This is a genomic window from Marinomonas foliarum, assembly GCF_003337275.1.
Classification (GTDB): domain Bacteria; phylum Pseudomonadota; class Gammaproteobacteria; order Pseudomonadales; family Marinomonadaceae; genus Marinomonas; species Marinomonas foliarum.
Map to the genome: position 1 here is coordinate 33,149 of NZ_QPJQ01000001.1, position 18,763 is coordinate 51,911.

An 18,763-nucleotide genomic window follows, 5' to 3' on the forward strand; every position below is an offset into this window, starting at 1 on the left:
GTCTCGGTAACAAAACACGCATCACATTATAGCAATCTGGCGACTTCTAGCCACACCATGCTACTGAGTTCTTTAAGTACAGACTGAAGTACATCGTGTATTTGCATTAATTTAGACCTGATTTTTATCAGATCCAAACCATGACATTATTAAATAATTCGACAAGCAATACTATTTTATATAACACCATGCCTCTCTTGAAAACAAAAAAAGACCAGAAATACTGATCTTTTTTTGTTTGTACATAATGCTCTTCTATCGAGAAACTGAAAAACCAAGCAACATATAGAAGATTGCTGCAGACAATATTGCGGAAGCAGGTACTGTAATTACCCACGCGGCAGCAATACGCAATAACGCAGAGCGTTTCACTAACTCTTTCTTGGTTGCTTTTTTCAAGCCTTTACGCTCAGCAGATGAGATAGGAGATGAAGCCTGTGCCGCCTTCAATTCTTTCAATATCGCACGCTTTTCTTCCACATCAGCCAGCTTGAAACGTTTCACAAACTCTTGTGTTTGCTCACCGTCATGACCAGCAGATTCAGAATGAGAAATAATAGAAGCCAGCTTTTTCTCATAAGATTGTTTCAAATACTCACGTAAGAAGCCAACACCAAAGATACCACCAACCGCAATGTGAGTAGAACTAACTGGTAAGCCAAGTTGAGAAGCGACAATCACAGTAATCGCAGCTGCCATAGCCACGCAAAAAGCACGAGTTTTATCAAGCTCTGTTATCTCTGAGCCCACTGTTTTGATCAGCTTTGGACCAAATAGAGCAAGACCAACAGCAATACCAATCCCGCCTACCATCATGATCCAAATAGGAATAGATGCTTTACTAGAAACAGCACCCGTCATTAGTGCATCATTAATTGCAGCAAGAGGCCCAATCGCATTGGCAACATCGTTTGCACCATGAGCAAAACTTAGCAATGCCGCAGACACTATAAGAGGCAGCGTAAATAAGCTATTAACTGCATCTTTGTCGTTCTTCAATGCGGATGCAGCTTTGTCAACCATAGGGCGAACAAGGAAATAAACAGTTAGCGCAATGGCAAAAGCAATCAGCGCAGCCGTAATAAAGTCTAGTTTCCAAAGGTGCTTAAGCCCCTTTAGAATAAGGTAAGTAGAAAACGCCCAAACCATCAATCCAACCAATAAAGGCACAACCTTCTTCGCGGAGTCAATCATGTCGCTTTTATAAGTAATGGCACGCTTAATGTACATTAAGAATAACGCCGCAATCACGCCGCCCATTACAGGGGATATTACCCAGCTAGCAACAATCGCAATTAATTTATCCCAATTTGCGATATCCCAACCGCCAGCAGCAATACCTGCGCCCAGTACACCACCAACAATGGAGTGCGTCGTCGATACAGGAGCACCAAGGTAAGTCGCTAAGTTTAGCCATATTGCGCCCGCCAATAAGGCCGCCATCATAACCCAAATAAAGGTCTCTGCGTCGCCAATTGAGTTAGGATTGATGATGCCATTCTTGATCGTACCAACAACGTTACCACCAGCAATCAAAGCACCTGCAGCTTCAAAAATCGCCGCTATCAAAATCGCCCCTGTCATCGACAAGGCTTTTGAGCCAACAGCAGGCCCAACGTTATTAGCTACATCGTTAGCACCGATATTGACAGCCATGTAGGCACCAATGGCAGCAGCGATCGCTAAAATAGATAAATTAGAAACCCCAACACCATTTGATGAAGCATAAAAACCAGATGCCAAAACAAAAGCCAAGGCAATTAATACACGAACAAATTCATGACCACTCAGTAAAGTGGAATCTTCTTTTGGGTTATTTGTAAGATCCATACGGGCTCTTCTTTCTATAATTAATCTATGCCAAACCGCTGATCATTCAGGCTAAACTAAAACCATCAACGACATGCTTATCCTAGCATCCAAAATAAATTTGGCTCTCAATTCATCCCGTCACATTTCTGTAAAATGTAAATTCGGCGTCATTCTACACTGGGAGTCTTTAGATAAAAACCCCTAAGCCTATTGATAATAACGACTCGAAAAAGGACAAAAAAAAGTGCCCGCCAAAGGCACTTATTGCAAAGATACTACAGAAATATGACCGATTTGTTACAGATTGAATTTTATAAAAAATTAACACTCAATCACATTCACGGCTAAACCACCACGTGAGGTTTCTTTGTATTTATCATTCATGTCTCTGCCCGTATCTCGCATCGTACGAATGACCTTATCAAGAGACACATAATGTGTGCCATCGCCACGCAGCGCCATACTTGCCGAGTTGATTGCTTTTATCGACCCCATTGCATTTCGCTCTATACATGGCACTTGCACTAATCCACCAATAGGATCGCATGTCAGTCCAAGATTGTGCTCCATACCGATTTCGGCAGCATTCTCTATTTGCTCTGGTGTGCCACCTGTTGCCGCGGCTAACCCTGCCGCAGCCATAGCACAAGCAGAGCCGACTTCTCCCTGACAGCCTACTTCAGCACCAGAAATAGACGCATTCTCTTTAAATAACAAACCTATCGCCGCTGCAGTAAGGAAGAAGTCTATAACGCCTTCTTCACAAGAGCGTGGACAAAACTCCCAGTAATAATGTAAAACCGCAGGAATAATACCAGCAGCACCGTTTGTTGGTGCAGTAACCACACGCCCACCAGCCGCATTCTCCTCATTCACTGCCAGTGCATAAAGGTTGACCCAATCCATAGCCCCTAAAGAAGGGGTTATCATATCCATACGTGTTTTACTGGTTAAATCTCTATGAAGGCTTGCGGCTCTGCGCTTAACTTTTAAACCGCCAGGTAAAATACCTTCATTACGAATGCCTTCTTGAACGCAGGCTTTCATTACAGACCAGATCGAGAGAATACCCTGTTTTATTTCTTCTTCTGTTCTCCAGTGTTGCTCATTCTCCATCATAATCTGAGAAATAGTTTTGTCATTGTCTCGACAAAGCTTTATGAGCTCCTCTGCACTATGAAACTCATGAGGAAGTTTTGTTGTGTCTTCAACCAATGCCACATTTCCATGTTCGTCTTCTTGAACAATGAAACCACCACCAACAGAGTAAAAAGTCGCCTGATGAAGCGTGTTGCCATCAGCATCAAATGCAACCAACACCATACCATTTGCATGAAAATCTAGACGATCAACTCGATGATAAATAAGGTCTGTAGAAACATTAATCGAGATAGAATGTCGTGCCAATAACTTAAGTTGCGATGTGGCTTCAATAACCTCAACACGCTCACTAACTCCGCTCGGGTCAATCAGATCAGGCAGTTCACCTTCCAGCCCCATCAATACAGCTACGCCTGTTCCATGCCCCTTACCTGTTGCACCAAGTGAGCCGTATAAATCTATTTTCAAACGACTGACTTTTGATTCTAGATTAAGGCTTTGTATTTGATGAGCAAACTGGTTCGCCGCAATCATAGGGCCAACAGTATGGGAACTAGAGGGACCAATCCCTACTTTAAAAAGGTCAAATAAACTGATTGCCATGGCTTTTTCCTCTGCCGTCCAATGTTTCTTGTGCGACATTTAAGTTGTATAACAGGAACTACTAATAAGGCGAAATTATCACTTCTTAGATAAAGTTTCCAATCGGAAACTCCGTTTTTTCCTCTATATAGCGATAGATCCAGTAAAGAGGCAAATTTATGACGCTTCAAGGCTAGTTGTACGAATACAGGAAAAATAAAAACATGTGCGGAAACAAAAAAAGCCAGTGTGAGATATACACACTGGCTTAGCTCAAAACTGTCAACAAACAGAAATGCAGACTATTTGTATCCCGCCACCAGAACTTAAACGTTTGCTAGGTTAGAAAAAACCTAACGGGTTAACATCGTAGCTAACCAACATATTTTTCGTTTGTTGATAATGCTCTAGAGCGATTTTATGAGTTTCACGGCCAACACCCGATTTTTTATACCCACCAAAAGCGGAATGAGCCGGATACTGGTGATAACAATTCATCCAAACACGACCCGCTTCAAGGTTACGCCCCATACGATAAGCAAGGTTAGTATCTCTTGTCCAAACCCCTGCCCCTAAACCAAACTCACTGTCATTAGCAATAGCAAGCGCTTCCGCTTCATCTTTAAAGGTTGTCACACTGACCACTGGTCCAAAAATCTCTTCTTGGAAGATGCGCATGTCGTTAGAGCCTTTAAATAAGGTTGGCTGAACATAAAAGCCTTTATCTAAACCATCTACCGCTTCAATGTCACCACCAATCAGCAATTGCGCGCCTTCAGCTTTACCAATGTCGATATAGCTCATTATTTTATCAAACTGCTGTTTGGATGCCTGAGCGCCCACTTGCACATCGGTATCCAATGGATTACCACGTTTAATCGTTTTTGTACGCTCAATGACAAGCGCCATAAACTCGTCATAAATCGATTCATGGACCAAAGCGCGAGATGGGCAGGTACACACTTCCCCTTGGTTAAAGAAAGCTAACACCAAACCTTCCACACACTTACTAATAAAAGCTTCTTCATGTTGCATGACGTCAGCAAAGTAGATGTTTGGCGATTTGCCGCCCAACTCAACCGTAGACGGAATGATATTTTCAGCTGCACATTTCAGAATATGAGAGCCGACTGGCGTCGAACCGGTAAAGGCAATTTTGGCAATACGCTTGCTAGTCGCTAATGCTTCGCCCGCTTCTTTACCGTAACCATTAACGATATTGAGTACTCCTGGTGGCAATAGATCTTGAATAACCTTGATCAACTCTAAAATAGACGCTGGCGTTTGCTCTGCTGGTTTAAGTACCACACAGTTACCCGCCGCAAGCGCTGGAGCCAGTTTCCATGCCGCCATCAAGATTGGAAAGTTCCAAGGAATAATTTGACCAACAACGCCTAATGGCTCGTGAAAATGATACGCCACAGTGTGTTCATCTAGTTCAGCCGTACTACCTTCTTGCGCACGTAAACAACCAGCAAAATAACGAAAGTGGTCAGCGGCTAGAGGAATATCGGCGTTCAGAGTTTCACGAACCGCTTTACCGTTATCCCATGTTTCGGCAACCGCCAGCGCTTCTAGATTTTGTTCAATACGATCGGCAATTTTCAATAATATATTAGAGCGGTTAGTGACGGACGTTTTTCCCCAAGCCGCTCGGGCAGCATGGGCCGCATCTAGAGCTAGATTAATATCTTCTTCAGTAGAACGAGGAATTCGACAAAATACTTCACCATTAACAGGACTGATATTATCGAAATATTGGCCTTTCACAGGAGCAACCCATTCACCGCCAATAAAATTACCGTACTGGGCTTCAAATGTAATAAGGCTACCGTTAGTACCAGGTTGTGCGTAGATCATAAAGTATCTCCATTGTTATTGTTTTTAACCTTGTGACTAAGAGTAGGAAGAAAGAAACAAGAAAACTTGCCTGTGAGTCCATGAAGCTTGTCTGGCAATCCATTTCTGCTCTGCTTTTGTATTGACCCCTGAGTAAGCAAGAGCGATGATGAGGAAAAGAGAATTCACCATGCCACACTATTAAAATAACAATATGAAGATAAAAGAGGTGTGTTAATGAGTCGTTCTATCTCGACAGAGAAAACATTACTGCAACATAAACGCGCACCGATTCAGCTGGTCGAAAACCGTGTGTGTTTTGCTGGGCCGCACTCTGAATTGAGTATCTACGATACCTATGAGCAAGCACAAAAAGTCGGTTTAAAAGCCGACTCCTTGCTTTATTGTGGAATGGTAACAGGCGCAAAGGTCATGCACACAAATGATCATGACAATATACCTTTCCTGCCCCATGAATCTTTCATCTTGGCACCTAAGGAGGAAGTCTTTATCGACTTCCCCGAAGCCGAGTTTCATAACCCAACCACTTGTCTCACCATCGCTATTTCGCAAGAGCGAGTCGCGCAAATTTGCGATCGCATGAATGACATTATGGTAGAATCTTTACCGTCTGACGTGGTATTGGACCCTAACCAACATCTACATACTTTGCACACTCAAGCCACTCAGCAAGTCATCGATCGTCTTACCAGTCATTTTTTGCGCAATGATCCAGACCGAGATTTACTCGTTGATTTTGGTGTCAGTGAGTTAGTGACTCGCATTATTAGGCACCATGGTAGAGATGCCCTATTGCGGTTTACGCAGCATTCGCCAGATGCAACAGGCCTAACCTGCGTAATCCAATGGATTGAACAAAACCTCGCCCAACAAATGAATATTAATTTGCTGGCTAAGATGGCGTGCATGAGTCGCAGTCGCTTCTACGAAAGCTTTAAACGTCAACTTGGTTGTACACCATTAGAATATCAGCACCAGCGTAGAATGAGCCGCGCCTATGAACGGTTACAAGAAAGATGCTCCGTGACAGAGGTGAGTTATGAGGTTGGTTATTTAAGCTTGAGTCACTTTAGTCGACGCTTTCATCAACACTTTGGGATATCCCCAAGACAAGTCACTCAAGCCAAACTAAATTCCTAAAAAAAGTGGCTAAAAAACATGTTTCAGTTTCTTTTTACAATATACAAAAACTGCCAACATAAAGATTAAAGCAAACATCAAACCAAAAAATGGCACCAACTGTCCTAGCTGATACAGTGAAGCCAAAATAACCGGACCTAGTGCAGCACCCAACCCTTGCATTGATGCATTCATGCTCGCCAACCGACTTTGTTGCTCATCTTTTACCAAAAGAGTTTGCGCGGTTACTATTCCTGGGAATAAGAAGCCAAAGCCCGCACCAAATAACCCCATCGCGATCAGAACACCGGTATACGAATCCAAATAAATAAACGCCAGTTGCGCTAGTACTCCCACACCTACACCAGAAAACATAAGAGTGACAACACCAAGCTGGAATCGTGGAACCAAGATCATTTGCACCAGAATACTAAAACAAGACATAGTCATCATCGCAAACCCCAGTTGATGGGTAGTTTGTGCAACATCCAACTGAAATCTATCCTGAATTAAAAAGCTCATGATTTGCTGCACGCCTGTCATTGACAGAATAGATAATGATGACATAAACAAAAATGGCATTACTGGCTGAGTAAACCAATTTATTTTCGGTGGCTTTTCTCGTTGTCGAACATGTTTAGAATCTCTTACAAACAGCACCACTAACAAAGCGGCACTGCCAGCCAATAGAGCAATGATATAAAAGGGTGCCGTTAAACCTAAGCTACTCAATAAAGACGCAAACGCAGGACCTAAAATCATTCCAATGCTAAAAGACGCCCCGATCATAGCGATTGTTGAGCTACGGTGTTTGATATCAGTATGCGCAATCAAATAGGTTTGAATTGAAGGCAGTACACCCGCTATACCAAGAGAAAAAACAATACGTAAGATAAAAACAAAATAATATGTTTGCTCTGCTGACAAGTTTCTAGCGAGTGCTTCTTGAAGAACAAAACCTGTTAAAGCAATAGTCACCGCGTAGCTGCTCATCCCAATAATGACAGAACGCATTCGACCAATTCTATTAATGATACCGCCCCATAAAAAAGCAGCCACCACAAATGTAGCCGCACCCGCAGTGATGAGCGTGCTAATTCGAACATCAGCTAAACCAATTTCACGGCCAATTGGTGGTAACGAGGTAAAAATAAACGACTGTCCTATTCCAACCGCCATCAAACAAGACAGCAATAGCCAGCGAGACAATTTTTCATTAAAAGCATTATGATTTTTGGAAGTAGCCAATGTGATTCCTTATTATCAAACTGGGCGATTAATCGACAAGTAGAGTCGATTAACTTAAAACAAGCCTAGGGTAGAAGCTTGTTAGTTTCTTAAGGGCAATTTATCATCCTGATAAAGCAGACGGCTAAATTACCATATTCTTGGTAATATTTCCGGCCAAATTTCAGCAAGCATCAGCGAAAAGAACAGGTAAAATAACACTCTGTTATCGTTAACGTATGGCGGTTTAAAGCAAAACCAAAACGTGCTCGCCTCTCTAAAACAACCAAATAAGGCAATCAAACTTCCATGCCACCATTGTTTAAGCAACCTAATTTTGTTCACTTCTGGATTGGACAAATTGCCTCATCATTTGCCTTTCAAATGCTAAGTGTTGGCATTGGGTGGCAAATGTACGATTTAACCAACAGTCCAATGGCATTAGGACTCGTGGGGCTTTGCCAATTTCTCCCTCAATTATTACTAACACTGATTGTTGGTCATGTAGCAGATCGTTATAACCGTCGCCTTATTTGTGTTTGTACACGCTTTACTATGGCAATGACAGTTGGAATACTGGCGTATGGAAATATGACTGAAAGCATTTCAGCCAATATGATTTACCTTTGCGCAGCCCTATTAGGTACTGCCAGAGCCTTTGAAATGCCAGCAAATCAAGCCATTCTCCCGAACCTTATACCGAACGAGTTACTGTCGCGTGCCGTTAGCGCTATCGCCTCCGCGAGGGAGATTTCTGTCATTGCAGGACCAGCACTTGGTGGCTTGATTTACCTAATTGGTCCCACCACGCTTTACCTTTCCAGCATGAGTTGTTTTTTAGTCTCTTGCGTCATCATGTTTTTCTTACATTACAACTTCACAGTGAAAAGTAAGTCTCCTATAAGCATGGATCATTTGTTTGGTGGGCTGCGATTCATTCGTGGCAATAAAGTCATTTTAGGTTCAGTGTCGCTGGATATGTTTGCAGTGTTATTAGGTGGTGCCACCGCATTACTTCCTATTGTGGCAAAAGATATCTTGCACACTGAAGCATGGGGACTTGGCTTGCTACGTTGCTCACCAGCGGTTGGTGCTTTACTTATGTCGATTTATTTGGCTCGTAGACCTTTAACTCATAGCGTGGGCAAAATCATGTTTGCTGCCGTCGCCGTTTTCGGTGTTGCCACCATTCTATTTGGGCTATCTGAAAACCTTCTTTTATCGATGATCGCTCTCGTTTTGCTTGGATCATCCGACATGATAAGCGTGGTCATTCGCTCGACATTGGTTCAATTAGAAACACCTGACGACATGCGTGGACGAGTCAGCGCTGCCAACTCTGTCTTTATTGGAAGCTCGAATCAACTTGGGGAGTTTGAATCTGGGGTCACTGCGGCATGGTTCGGAGTTGTTCCCGCGATTATAGTGGGTGGCGTTGGCACTATTGCAGTCGTTGGGTTATGGATGTACCTATTCCCAAATTTATTAAAACGAGACTCACTGGAACAACAGACACCTTAGAAATTTTAACTCTTTCTCTTACTGATTACTGTAGACATACCGAGCCTATAGTAATCAGTAAGACGCGTTTACTTAAACCATTTGCGCTTGTCTTTTTCGATTGTCTTCCATTTCCAATTTGGCGCTTCCCCCTTCCAGACATACATCCCAATTAAGAAAATCGTACAGGCAACAACAGATATTGCCCAATTGAGTAACTCAATTTTTGGATCAAACCTAAAACTCACAACTACCACAGCTAAGAAATAAGCGACCAATACAATCCAGCCTTGCCATGTCGTTGGCTTGCCCCAGCCCCAGCCATTGTCTTTTGCTGGAAACCAGACGGTTTTTTTATCGGTCATACCCACCTCTAAATATCATTCTTATTATCTATTAATACATACATTCTAACGTCAATGCATAAAAAAAGAGCCATTGTATCGGCTCTTTTTAACATCATGGTCACGATTCAAGTTTATCGTTTATCGAGCTAGAAACTCACCGCGTGTTTTGTCACTGCGTTTAAACAAACCGCCTAAGGCTGTCGTCTGGGTGGATGAACTTGCGTCCATTACACCGCGTGCTTTCACACAATAATGCACTGCATTTATGCTGACTGCCACATTATCTGTTTCAAGCAATGCCTGTAATGTTACCAAGATTTGCTGAGTCAAGCGCTCTTGAACTTGTGGACGTTGTGCAAAAAAACGAACAATACGGTTTATCTTAGACAAGCCGATGATCTTATTTTTAGGCAAATACGCCACTTTCGCTAAACCATCTATGGTAACAAAATGATGCTCACAAGTACTGGTAAAGCTGATATCGCTCACTTTAACCATCTCATCCACTTTCATTTTATTTTCAATCACAGTGATTTTTGGAAACAAGCCGTAGTCCAAACCTGAGAAAATCTCTTTTACATACATTTTAGCAATACGATGAGGTGTTTCTGCCAAACTGTCATCGGTTAAATCCAGCCCAAGAGTCGTTACTACATCTTCGAACGCACTTTTAATTCGCTGATATTTTTCTTCGCTTGTTAAGCCGTTATCAATCATAGGGGTTTCTAAACCACTTTTGATTAGGGCATCGCGCACTTTGGTTGCCTCACTAGACAACTCAAGGCGATTAAAATTAGTTTGCTCAGCTAGATTAGCTTCCATCTTTTTGTCCTACGTTTCTTAACCCTGTCTCATGACATGAAGGCATTCAAAATAAAGAAGTCTTATTTGGCGATTAAACCAAATGTCGTCCTCCGTCTAGTGACAAGGTTCGACCTGTCATATAAAGACTGTCTAATATGTACTGTACGGCTAGCACACCTTCTTGCTCACCCGGCTCTTTGCGAAGCAAAGATTTACTCAATGCTTTAATTCGATAGTCATCGTCATCACTGTTATTAAACATTAGCAATGATGGAGCAATAGCATTCACTTTAATACATGGTGCAAATCGCTTAGCGAATGAGCATGTTAAATTAGCTAAGCCAGCCTTACTTGCCGCATAAGCAATATGCTTATCACTGCCTTTTTCAGCCACATAATCGGTCATATGGATAATATCCGCTTGCCCATCTTGCTCAGCACCCGCACATAATAATGCTTCAAAGGCGAGATTTATACGATAAGGTGCAAATACATGCACTTGCCACATAGTTTCCATTAATAGTGCAGTATTCGAACACTCTTCCTCCGAGTCCCACTCAGACGCATTATGGATAATGCCACCAAGTGCCGAGTATTGCTCTAATATGTGAGTCGTAAACAAATCAACCCCTGACGAAGTTGAAAAATCGGCTTGAATACAAGTAATTCCCTGTTCTTCTAGAGCTGCAATGTCTTTGCGCACTTTTCGGTAAGTAATAATGACGCTATAGCCTTTAGTCACTAATGCCTTAGCACAAGCAAGACCTAAGCGTTGTCCACCACCAGTAATAATGATCGGCATTTTACGTATCATTCACATCCATTCCTACAAAGTTTTCTGTGTCGATCACATCAAATTATATTCATTAGCCCAGTCTAATATTTTCTTTCTGCTAATCTCAATACGTAGTTACCTTAAAAAAAGATCAATTTGTGTCATCTAAGCGCGTTTTATCTACGTATTTATTGAACCACTTTTAAGAAATTAGTTCTAAAAAATGCGTTACGAACTTTTATCAGCTGAAAAGAAGGAATTGTAATGACTTTATCGACAGAAAAATCGACTATTAGCCCCTTAACAACCGATAGCATTCCACAAGAAGCCTTCGACTGGTATGACGAATACGCACATGGAGATATTGATCGCCGTACATTCTTGTCTCGGCTTGGTACGTTAAGTGTTACAGGATTAACACTGTCTGTCGTGGCAGGGGCACTCACACCTAACTACGCGTTAGCCGAGCAAGTGTCATTTAACGATCCTGACATAGTGGCAAGCTACGTTGAGTATGACTCGCCTAATGGCCATGGTAGAGCTCGAGGCTATCTAGTCATTCCAAAAAGTGTCAACGCAGACAACAAAACCGCGGCAATTTTAGTAGCTCATGAAAACCGCGGTCTCAACCCTTATATTGAAGACGTGGCACGTCGCCTAGCAAAAGCAGGTTTTATTGCTTTTGCACCAGACGCACTGTTTCCTTTAGGTGGTTACCCTGGTAATGATGATGAAGGCCGTGCTATGCAAAAAACCATGGATGGCAACAAAATTGAAGGCGACTTTATGGACGCTGCAAGTCTGCTAAAAAATCATTCATTTAGCACAGGCAAAGTCGGTATGGTGGGTTTCTGTTATGGTGGGTATTTAACAAACACATTAGCGGCAATCATGCCGGATACTATTCATGCTGGTGCACCTTATTATGGAACCCCGGCAAAATCCCAAATAGACAACATAAAAGCCCCCCTACAATTGCATTTTGCAGAGCTAGACAAACGCGTTAACGATACTTGGCCTGACTACGAAAAAACGCTAAAAGCAAATAAAGTGGATTACACTGCATACGTCTACCCTAAAACCAATCATGGCTTTCATAATGACTCAACCGCACGTTATGATGAAAAAAATGCCGAATTGGCTTGGGATCGCACGGTGAAATTCTTCAAGCAAACACTTAAGAGCTAAATGCTAAATACAACGTAAAGTAAAACACAAGGTTACAGCCTATATCAGGCAGTAACCTTGTTTGCTCTAGGCATTACTCCTATTGTGCTTTTACTTAGTTGCAACGAAAAATCAATACCGCGAACATTGGGAGTTTGTCGCCACAAAGACTCACATAAGTCTGACAAACTAATATCATTGCCAGACTGCAACCAATCCACGACGGCACGGGCCACATTAGGATAGGATATTTGAATCACTCTGCTCATCTCGAGCCATTCTTGGATAATATGCGAATTCAGCACATCGCTCGTTTTAGCAACACCTAATAAATCTAGTGCGATCGCATTCGAGTGTTGCTCAATTTGCCCTTTTAATGGCTTAGCCAAAATACGACGACCCAGTTGCAAAGCTTCTGAATTCAATTCAAACCCCGCATTGCAGAGTACAGACTCACATTCACTGAGGTTTTTCTGAAACAAATCTCGGCCAAATGGAAACACTTCCACATTACCATACACACCTGGATCAATATCTTTGCAGTGCAATCGAAAACGATAATTAGGCACACCTTCTAACCACTCAAGTACAGCTTCACTGTTTTCAAAAGGAAGATAAACCAACACAGAGTCAGAATCTGGCATATTGCTCATTGTTTGAGCGTGAATAAGTGGTGGCAAAATAGGGTAGCCAAAGTGATGCCAATGGGCGCCTAACTGAGTTGTCGTTGGTGCAAAATTTGCCATGACCCACTGAGCCACCCTGTTTTTCTTATAGCGAGGTATATCATGTTTAAACGCATACTGATGACCAAACCCAATACAAGGAACCCCTTGTCGTTTAGACGCCCAAGCAACTATTGGCTCGAAATCAGTAATCACCAGATCATAACCACGCGTATCTAACGAACGAATGTCTCGATACAATTTTAAAAAATTTGCACTCTTACATGTTGCATACAAATCCAATTGTCCATTTCGGGCGACAAAGCTTAACCCTTGGAATGTTCTGTAATTACCAAACACCGCCATATCAAAATAGTCTTCTGGTGGTCGGCCTGAAAATACAAAGTCGACTTCGATACCAGCTAATTGCATTTCTGCCGCCATCGCCCGAGCACGAGTAATATGCCCATTGCCGGTCCCCTGAACGCCATACAGAATTTTCATACCAAAATCCCTATCGCAATAGCCGCACAAATGGTTCCTAGCAGGGCGCCAATGACTGTATCTGTTGGAAAATGCACACCAAGAAAAATACGTGATAAGCCGACATTGGCAGCCCAAAAGTACAATATAACATTCATACTCGGGAACCATTCGGACAGGCAATAGGCCATAAAAAATGCCCCCGATGTATGTCCGGATGGAAAAGAGAATTGGTCGGAGGGAATAATAAAACTGCTAAAATTATCCAGTGCATCAGCAGGTCGATTGCGCTTAAAACCTTTTTTCAATACAAGATACACAATGCGCTCGAGCAAAAAGCCCAGAACCATTACCAGTACTAACACCTTGTAGCCAGTAAGCCACAATAAAAGTGCTGCCACGGCATAAAGAGGGCCATCGGCAGAAAATGAAATAGCACGGCCTAAACGTGTCAAAACAGCCCTATGCTTGCGAGCCATACACCAAGAAAAAGTTAGTACATCAACTGCGTGGATATTCTGAAGTAGGTTCATACTTGTCACCTCACTGGTTTTTGTCTTGTTTTCAACATAAACCAATAAAATGTCCGTTCCATGGCATTCTGATGACAACTTAATGACAGCAAAACTCAGCTATCGACACTGCTATACTAGCGTTTTCAACACTCGTTTAGTGTTGTTTAAATATTTTCATTTAAACAACACTAAAAAAGCAACTTGGATTATATGACTCAATAGCAGTAAGAAATGAACGGTACTTTAAAATCCAGTTTCATCATTTGATAGGAAGTGAGGGGCATCAATTTATAGCCAGTTGGTGAGCATAATCCCGATCCCCAAAGACTGAGTCTGATGGTTGTAATCCAGTAAGGATTGTCCATAACCATTAAAATATTGCACATAACCACGAGTTTTCCCCCACAAAGGGAAAGTAAAACCAACCTGAATAGCCCCCCGATTATCTGATGATTTTAGATTGTTTCTAAACATCAAATCGATAGTGTAATCATCAATAACATGAATGAGATTAAATTCACCGTAGCCGTAATAGTCTTCGATGTTTGGATTATCATCTAGTTTCGAACTTTCGGGGATTCGATACCAAGGCTTGAATGAAAAAGCGGTATTATCTTGCTCAAACATAAAGTCTACATAAAACCGATTCCAAGAACGAGACAAGTCACCTGATTGACCATTAGACTGGTGATTGAAACCATACGATACATAACTTGGCTTAATTCCTAAGAAGTCATGTTTGGGCTTAGTTACAATAAAAACCTCTGGCTCGTGATTGGTATCTCTAAATGGGGCAGAAATACCACTGTTATACGCTTGCCAATAGGCTTGTTGCGAATATGCAAACCACAAACTGGTATCACGCCCAACAATGTCATAAGCAACAGGAAACTTCACACTTAACTGAAATTTAAACTCTACGGAGTCTAACTTTTCAGAGTCCGCTTGATCTCCTAAAAAAGCACGGTCATTCGGATTAGAAGTGTAGGCAATTGGCAAAAAATAATTCGGTTTATGGGGAGTTAATACAAATGGGTTGCTGGCTGTCGCTGTTTCTCTGTTTTCTCTCTGCTCATAAAGTCCATTGGCGTCTCTTGCTCGCTTAGTAATAGATTCTGGCACTTCTGGCTCTTCTGGTGAATAAGGCTCATCCACCTCTTCCAGGGAATCACTGACTTCTGGCGCGACGACTGACTTTTCATCAAGATGAACCCTGTTGGAATCTGCCCAAAGCAAACTAGGAACAAGCATTACTGAGCACACAATGGCTTTCATCAATATATCCTTACTAGCGTCAAATATGTCATTGTTATTGAGATAGAACGACCCTTTTAACATAAGTATCCCTTTCCATTTCACACACTTCTACAGAGAAGCTAACATCCTTTAATGGAAATTGTGTTAACCCTTCTAGAACTAAATCAGAAAGTTGTTTTCTTTGCTCTACAGTTCTCCCAGATAACACCCTCAATGTCACATGAATAAAAGCGTCTTCCTTCCCGCCAGTCAGAAAACTTTTATAAGGTAAACTGCGCAACTTGATATCTTCAACAGAGAAAAGTGTAGATGCAATACACGCCTCTTTGACGGCTTCTAAAAGATCAGCAGGCGGCACTTCTTGCTCTAAATTTTGGCTGTACTCAACAACACAATGCGGCATAGCAGACTCCATTTTTAGATTTATTTGATAGTTAAAGGTTGGCTTTCTAAATTAGTACCCCAAAACAGGGTCCACCGCTGAAGGTATTTCAGCAGTCAGTCGATAGTGACTAATATTTTTAGCAACAATGCTACTCGCACTTGCAGGACTAGTTGGAGCAGAAATATGTGGTAATACGGTCACTGAAGAATGTTCCCAATAACGATGCTCTTCCGGCAATGGCTCATGCATAAAGACATCCAATACCACATGAGATAGCGCATCGGAATCTAGCCTTTCTAATAACGCGTCATCATTGATAATCGGTCCTCGAGCAAAATTAATAATACTTGCCCCAACAGGTAAATGCGCCAATGTCTCGCTATTCAATATTCCCTTTGTTTGCGCCGTTAAAGGCAACAGACAAACAATAATATCACTTTGACTTAACAATGAAATCAGCCCATTTTCACCATGGAAACATGAAATGCCATCCATCACCTTCTCACTTCGACTCCACCCCGCAACCGAAAATCCATTATTAGCCAACCGCAGAGCGCTCAGTTTACCTAATTCACCTAGACCAAGTATGCCAATTCGCCTATCTTGGGGAAAGACCATCGGCTGCCCATGCCATTGTTTTTTCCTCTGCTGTTGCGCGTAAGTTGGCATGTCTCGATGTAGAAATAATGTCCACGCTAACACCGCCTCGGACATAGTTGCCGCCAAATTAGGATCAACTAATCTAACAATCGAAAACGTAGGAGAAGACAGCTCCTGAACCATGCGTTCAACACCCGCCCATACGCTGTGTACCCAACGTAAAGCTGGAAGTGCTAGTAAATCTTGAGGGTCTGGATTAGCAACAATCGCAACATCGCATTCTTGCTTTTGCTCTTCGGTTAACTCAGATAACAAGGCAATCTCTTCATTCGGCATTGCTTTCGACAACGCCTCAACCCAAGCTACTTGCTCAGCTAAACCACTTCGACTGATAAAAGGAATCATTTTGCGTATACCTGTGTCATATCTTTAAAGCCTTTTAGCTCAATGGCATTACCACTCGGGTCTTTAAAAAACAGTGTCCACTGCTCTCCTGGCATGCCTTCGAACCGGACACTGGGAGCGAGATCAAATACGACATTTGCTTCAGTTAATCGCTTTGCTACTTTTTGCCATTCCTCTAACGGTAGAATCAAACCAAAGTGCGGCATGGGAACAAAATGCTCTCCCACACGCCCAGTATTTGTCGTTGGGCTTGGCTCACCAAGATGCAAAGACAATTGATGCCCATAAAAATCAAAATCAATCCATGTCTCTGTACTTCTTCCTTCTTTACAGCCTAAAACCTGAGTATAAAAAAGTCGTGTTTCTTCCAAGGAGGTAACATGAAAAGCATAGTGAAAAAAAGCAGACATATTATGCCCCTAACAAAAAAGTTGAGACTAAAACATACAGCACGAAGGGAAAAAGTAAATATGAGACCCTAAAGAGGCCTCATATACTTAGCATTAAAATAAAAAATAGCAGTTCCAACGACCAAGACTACAGACTATTGCAGGCGCTCTTCGTTGGAAATAGTTTGTTCCTGAAATGCTGTCATATTAATGTATTCAGGGCGAACATTAGGGATCGGATTCGCTTGTGAAAATAACTGTGAATGACTTTGGTTTTCAATAATTCGAACATGGGAACGCATCAACTCTCTTGGCTCTTTCACGCCACAAGAATGGGCAATCATGCCGATGCCATGCAAGAGCTCAGCAGCGTAATTTGCCACTCGCTCCGATTTTTCGGCTGCGACTAAACCCTGTTGTAAATCAGGATTGTGCGTCGTAATGCCTGTAGGGCAGGTATTTTTATTACACTGTAATGCCTGAATACAGCCAAGAGAAAATAGAAAACCTCGCGCTGTCACAACAAAATCGGCGCCTGCGCTTAAAGCCCACGCCGCCTTACCAGGAACGATCAACTTGCCTGATGCAATAATTTTGATATATCGACGTAAACCATATGAGGTCACAATATTCACCACCGTAGGTAAACTCTCACGCAAATGCATACCCACATAGTCCATTAAAGGTTGTGGAGCCGCTCCCGTACCACCATCAGAACTATCAATTGTGATAAAATCAGGACAATAGTCGATGCCTTTTTTATGTACTAGTTCACACAATGTTTCGAAGAATGAGAGATCACCAACCACCATTTTGAAACCAACTGGCTTAGAGGTTACTTTACGAACATGATGAACCATATTAAGTAAGTCATCGATGGATTTTATGTCGATATGGCCATTGGGGCTGTTGGAATCCTGACCAACAGGAATACCACGAGTATGGGCAATTTCTTCTGTCACTTTCGTACCTGGCAACATACCGCCCTTACCTGGTTTCGCGCCTTGACTCATTTTGATTTCAAACATACGCACATTTTCATGCTCTGCCAAGCTCGCCAATTTCGTATCATCTAAATGACCTTCATGATTACGCACGCCATATTTTGCCGTACCAATCTGGAAGACCAAATCACAGCCACCTTCAAGATGATAAGGAGATAACCCACCCTCCCCTGTATTCATCCAAATACCAGCCTTACGTGCACCTTTTGATAAAGCTTGTACAGCAGGCTTCGACAAGGCGCCAAAACTCATCCCAGAAATATTTACCACGGAACGAGTTCTATAGGGCTTTTTGGCAGTGTATTCACCAATACAAATCTCTTTCGGTTGTGCCGCATCTTCGTCTAAAGTTGGAAAGGCGCAATTCAAAAAGAAGATATCACCGGGGGTTTCAAGAGAGCGAGTCGACCCAAAGGCAATGGTGCTATCAACATTTTTCGCGGCACGATATGCCCAAGAGCGTTCTGCTCGATCGAACGGACGCTCTTCACGATCCATGGCAAAAAAGTATTGTCGAAAAAATTCACCCATATGCTCAAAAATATAGCGAAAACGCCCAACAACAGGGTAATTTCGTCTAATGGTATGAGACGTTTGATGTGTATCAACCCAATACATTACAGCTACAGAAACCGCAGCAACGAAAAGCAAAAAAACAAACAGCAGTGCTCCCCAATGAATGGTCATCGTTGCTAATGAAGATAAGAAATCCATACCAAGCCCTTAATATTAACAATAAGTTTATTTGGTTATATTACGCTATAAA

Annotated in this window: 17 protein-coding genes; 3 read left to right on the forward strand and 14 right to left on the reverse strand. The window is 42.2% G+C overall.

The features are described 5' to 3' along the window. Nucleotides 1-255 precede the first annotated feature (255 nt). The 3 genes from DFP77_RS00165 to exaC form a co-directional block, all read right to left on the reverse strand. On the reverse strand, nt 256-1,830 hold the full coding sequence (locus DFP77_RS00165; RefSeq protein WP_114410281.1) for an inorganic phosphate transporter: 1,575 nt from the start codon (nt 1,828-1,830) through the stop codon (nt 256-258). A 303-nt stretch (nt 1,831-2,133) separates the two neighbouring features. After that, a complete protein-coding gene (locus tag DFP77_RS00170; RefSeq protein WP_114410282.1) occupies nt 2,134-3,516 on the reverse strand; it encodes an L-serine ammonia-lyase in 1,383 nt (460 codons plus the stop codon). Between the two features lie 321 nt (nt 3,517-3,837). Beyond that, nucleotides 3,838-5,355 carry an acetaldehyde dehydrogenase ExaC gene (gene exaC / locus DFP77_RS00175; RefSeq protein ID WP_114410283.1) on the reverse strand — a complete coding sequence of 506 codons (1,518 nt, stop codon included), beginning with the start codon at nt 5,353-5,355 and terminating at the stop codon, nt 3,838-3,840. 216 nt (nt 5,356-5,571) lie between these two features. Here exaC and DFP77_RS00180 point away from each other — a divergent pair, with 216 nt between their 5' ends. Beyond that, on the forward strand, nt 5,572-6,495 hold the full coding sequence (locus tag DFP77_RS00180) for an AraC family transcriptional regulator (RefSeq protein ID WP_114410284.1): 924 nt from the start codon (nt 5,572-5,574) through the stop codon (nt 6,493-6,495). Between the two features lie 9 nt (nt 6,496-6,504). On the opposite strand, the gene DFP77_RS00185 is transcribed toward DFP77_RS00180, so the two are convergent. Then, nucleotides 6,505-7,722, reverse strand: a complete 1,218-nt coding sequence (locus DFP77_RS00185) for an MFS transporter (RefSeq protein ID WP_114410285.1) — start codon at nt 7,720-7,722, stop codon at nt 6,505-6,507. 288 nt (nt 7,723-8,010) lie between these two features. Between DFP77_RS00185 and DFP77_RS00190 the strand changes: the two genes are divergently transcribed. Then, nucleotides 8,011-9,222 carry an MFS transporter gene (locus DFP77_RS00190; protein WP_114410286.1) on the forward strand — a complete coding sequence of 404 codons (1,212 nt, stop codon included), beginning with the start codon at nt 8,011-8,013 and terminating at the stop codon, nt 9,220-9,222. A 68-nt stretch (nt 9,223-9,290) separates the two neighbouring features. Here DFP77_RS00190 and DFP77_RS00195 read toward each other — a convergent pair whose 3' ends face one another. The 3 genes from DFP77_RS00195 to folM all read right to left on the reverse strand — a co-directional run bounded on the left by DFP77_RS00195 (nt 9,291) and on the right by folM (nt 11,166). Then, nucleotides 9,291-9,566, reverse strand: a complete 276-nt coding sequence (locus DFP77_RS00195; protein WP_114410287.1) for a hypothetical protein — start codon at nt 9,564-9,566, stop codon at nt 9,291-9,293. 120 nt (nt 9,567-9,686) lie between these two features. Continuing rightward, on the reverse strand, nt 9,687-10,370 hold the full coding sequence (folE, locus tag DFP77_RS00200; RefSeq protein WP_114410288.1) for a GTP cyclohydrolase I FolE: 684 nt from the start codon (nt 10,368-10,370) through the stop codon (nt 9,687-9,689). 73 nt (nt 10,371-10,443) lie between these two features. Beyond that, entirely contained in the window at nt 10,444-11,166 is a 723-nt protein-coding gene (gene folM, locus DFP77_RS00205) for a dihydromonapterin reductase (protein ID WP_114410289.1), read from the reverse strand. 225 nt (nt 11,167-11,391) lie between these two features. On the opposite strand from folM, the gene DFP77_RS00210 reads away from it, so the two are divergent. After that, complete coding sequence (locus tag DFP77_RS00210; RefSeq protein ID WP_114410290.1) at nt 11,392-12,315, forward strand: dienelactone hydrolase family protein; 924 nt, start codon at nt 11,392-11,394, stop codon at nt 12,313-12,315. 44 nt (nt 12,316-12,359) lie between these two features. Here the strand turns inward: DFP77_RS00210 and DFP77_RS00215 are convergent, their stop codons facing one another. From DFP77_RS00215 to DFP77_RS00245, 7 genes are all read right to left on the reverse strand, one after another. Further along, the gene (locus DFP77_RS00215; RefSeq protein WP_114410291.1) at nt 12,360-13,463 is read right to left on the reverse strand and encodes an MJ1255/VC2487 family glycosyltransferase; all 1,104 of its coding nucleotides are present in this window, start codon (nt 13,461-13,463) and stop codon (nt 12,360-12,362) included. Beyond that, nucleotides 13,460-13,975: a phosphatase PAP2 family protein gene (locus tag DFP77_RS00220; RefSeq protein ID WP_114410292.1), complete on the reverse strand. Its 516-nt coding sequence runs from the start codon at nt 13,973-13,975 to the stop codon at nt 13,460-13,462. The genes DFP77_RS00215 and DFP77_RS00220 overlap by 4 nt, the downstream gene beginning before the upstream one ends. Before the next feature lie 270 nt (nt 13,976-14,245). Beyond that, nucleotides 14,246-15,232 (reverse strand): phospholipase A, encoded by a 987-nt coding sequence (locus tag DFP77_RS00225; protein WP_114410293.1) that lies wholly within the window; start codon nt 15,230-15,232, stop codon nt 14,246-14,248. A gap of 34 nt (nt 15,233-15,266) precedes the next feature. After that, nucleotides 15,267-15,617, reverse strand: coding sequence for a 5-carboxymethyl-2-hydroxymuconate Delta-isomerase (locus DFP77_RS00230; RefSeq protein WP_114410294.1), 351 nt, complete (start codon nt 15,615-15,617; stop codon nt 15,267-15,269). 51 nt (nt 15,618-15,668) lie between these two features. Next, the gene (locus tag DFP77_RS00235; protein WP_114410295.1) at nt 15,669-16,604 is read right to left on the reverse strand and encodes a 2-hydroxyacid dehydrogenase; all 936 of its coding nucleotides are present in this window, start codon (nt 16,602-16,604) and stop codon (nt 15,669-15,671) included. Continuing rightward, nucleotides 16,601-17,014, reverse strand: coding sequence for a VOC family protein (locus tag DFP77_RS00240; RefSeq protein WP_114410296.1), 414 nt, complete (start codon nt 17,012-17,014; stop codon nt 16,601-16,603). Before DFP77_RS00240 ends, DFP77_RS00235 begins: the two co-directional genes overlap by 4 nt. 134 nt (nt 17,015-17,148) lie before the next feature. Beyond that, nucleotides 17,149-18,711 carry an FMN-binding glutamate synthase family protein gene (locus DFP77_RS00245; RefSeq protein WP_114410297.1) on the reverse strand — a complete coding sequence of 521 codons (1,563 nt, stop codon included), beginning with the start codon at nt 18,709-18,711 and terminating at the stop codon, nt 17,149-17,151. Nucleotides 18,712-18,763: the final 52 nt, after the last annotated feature.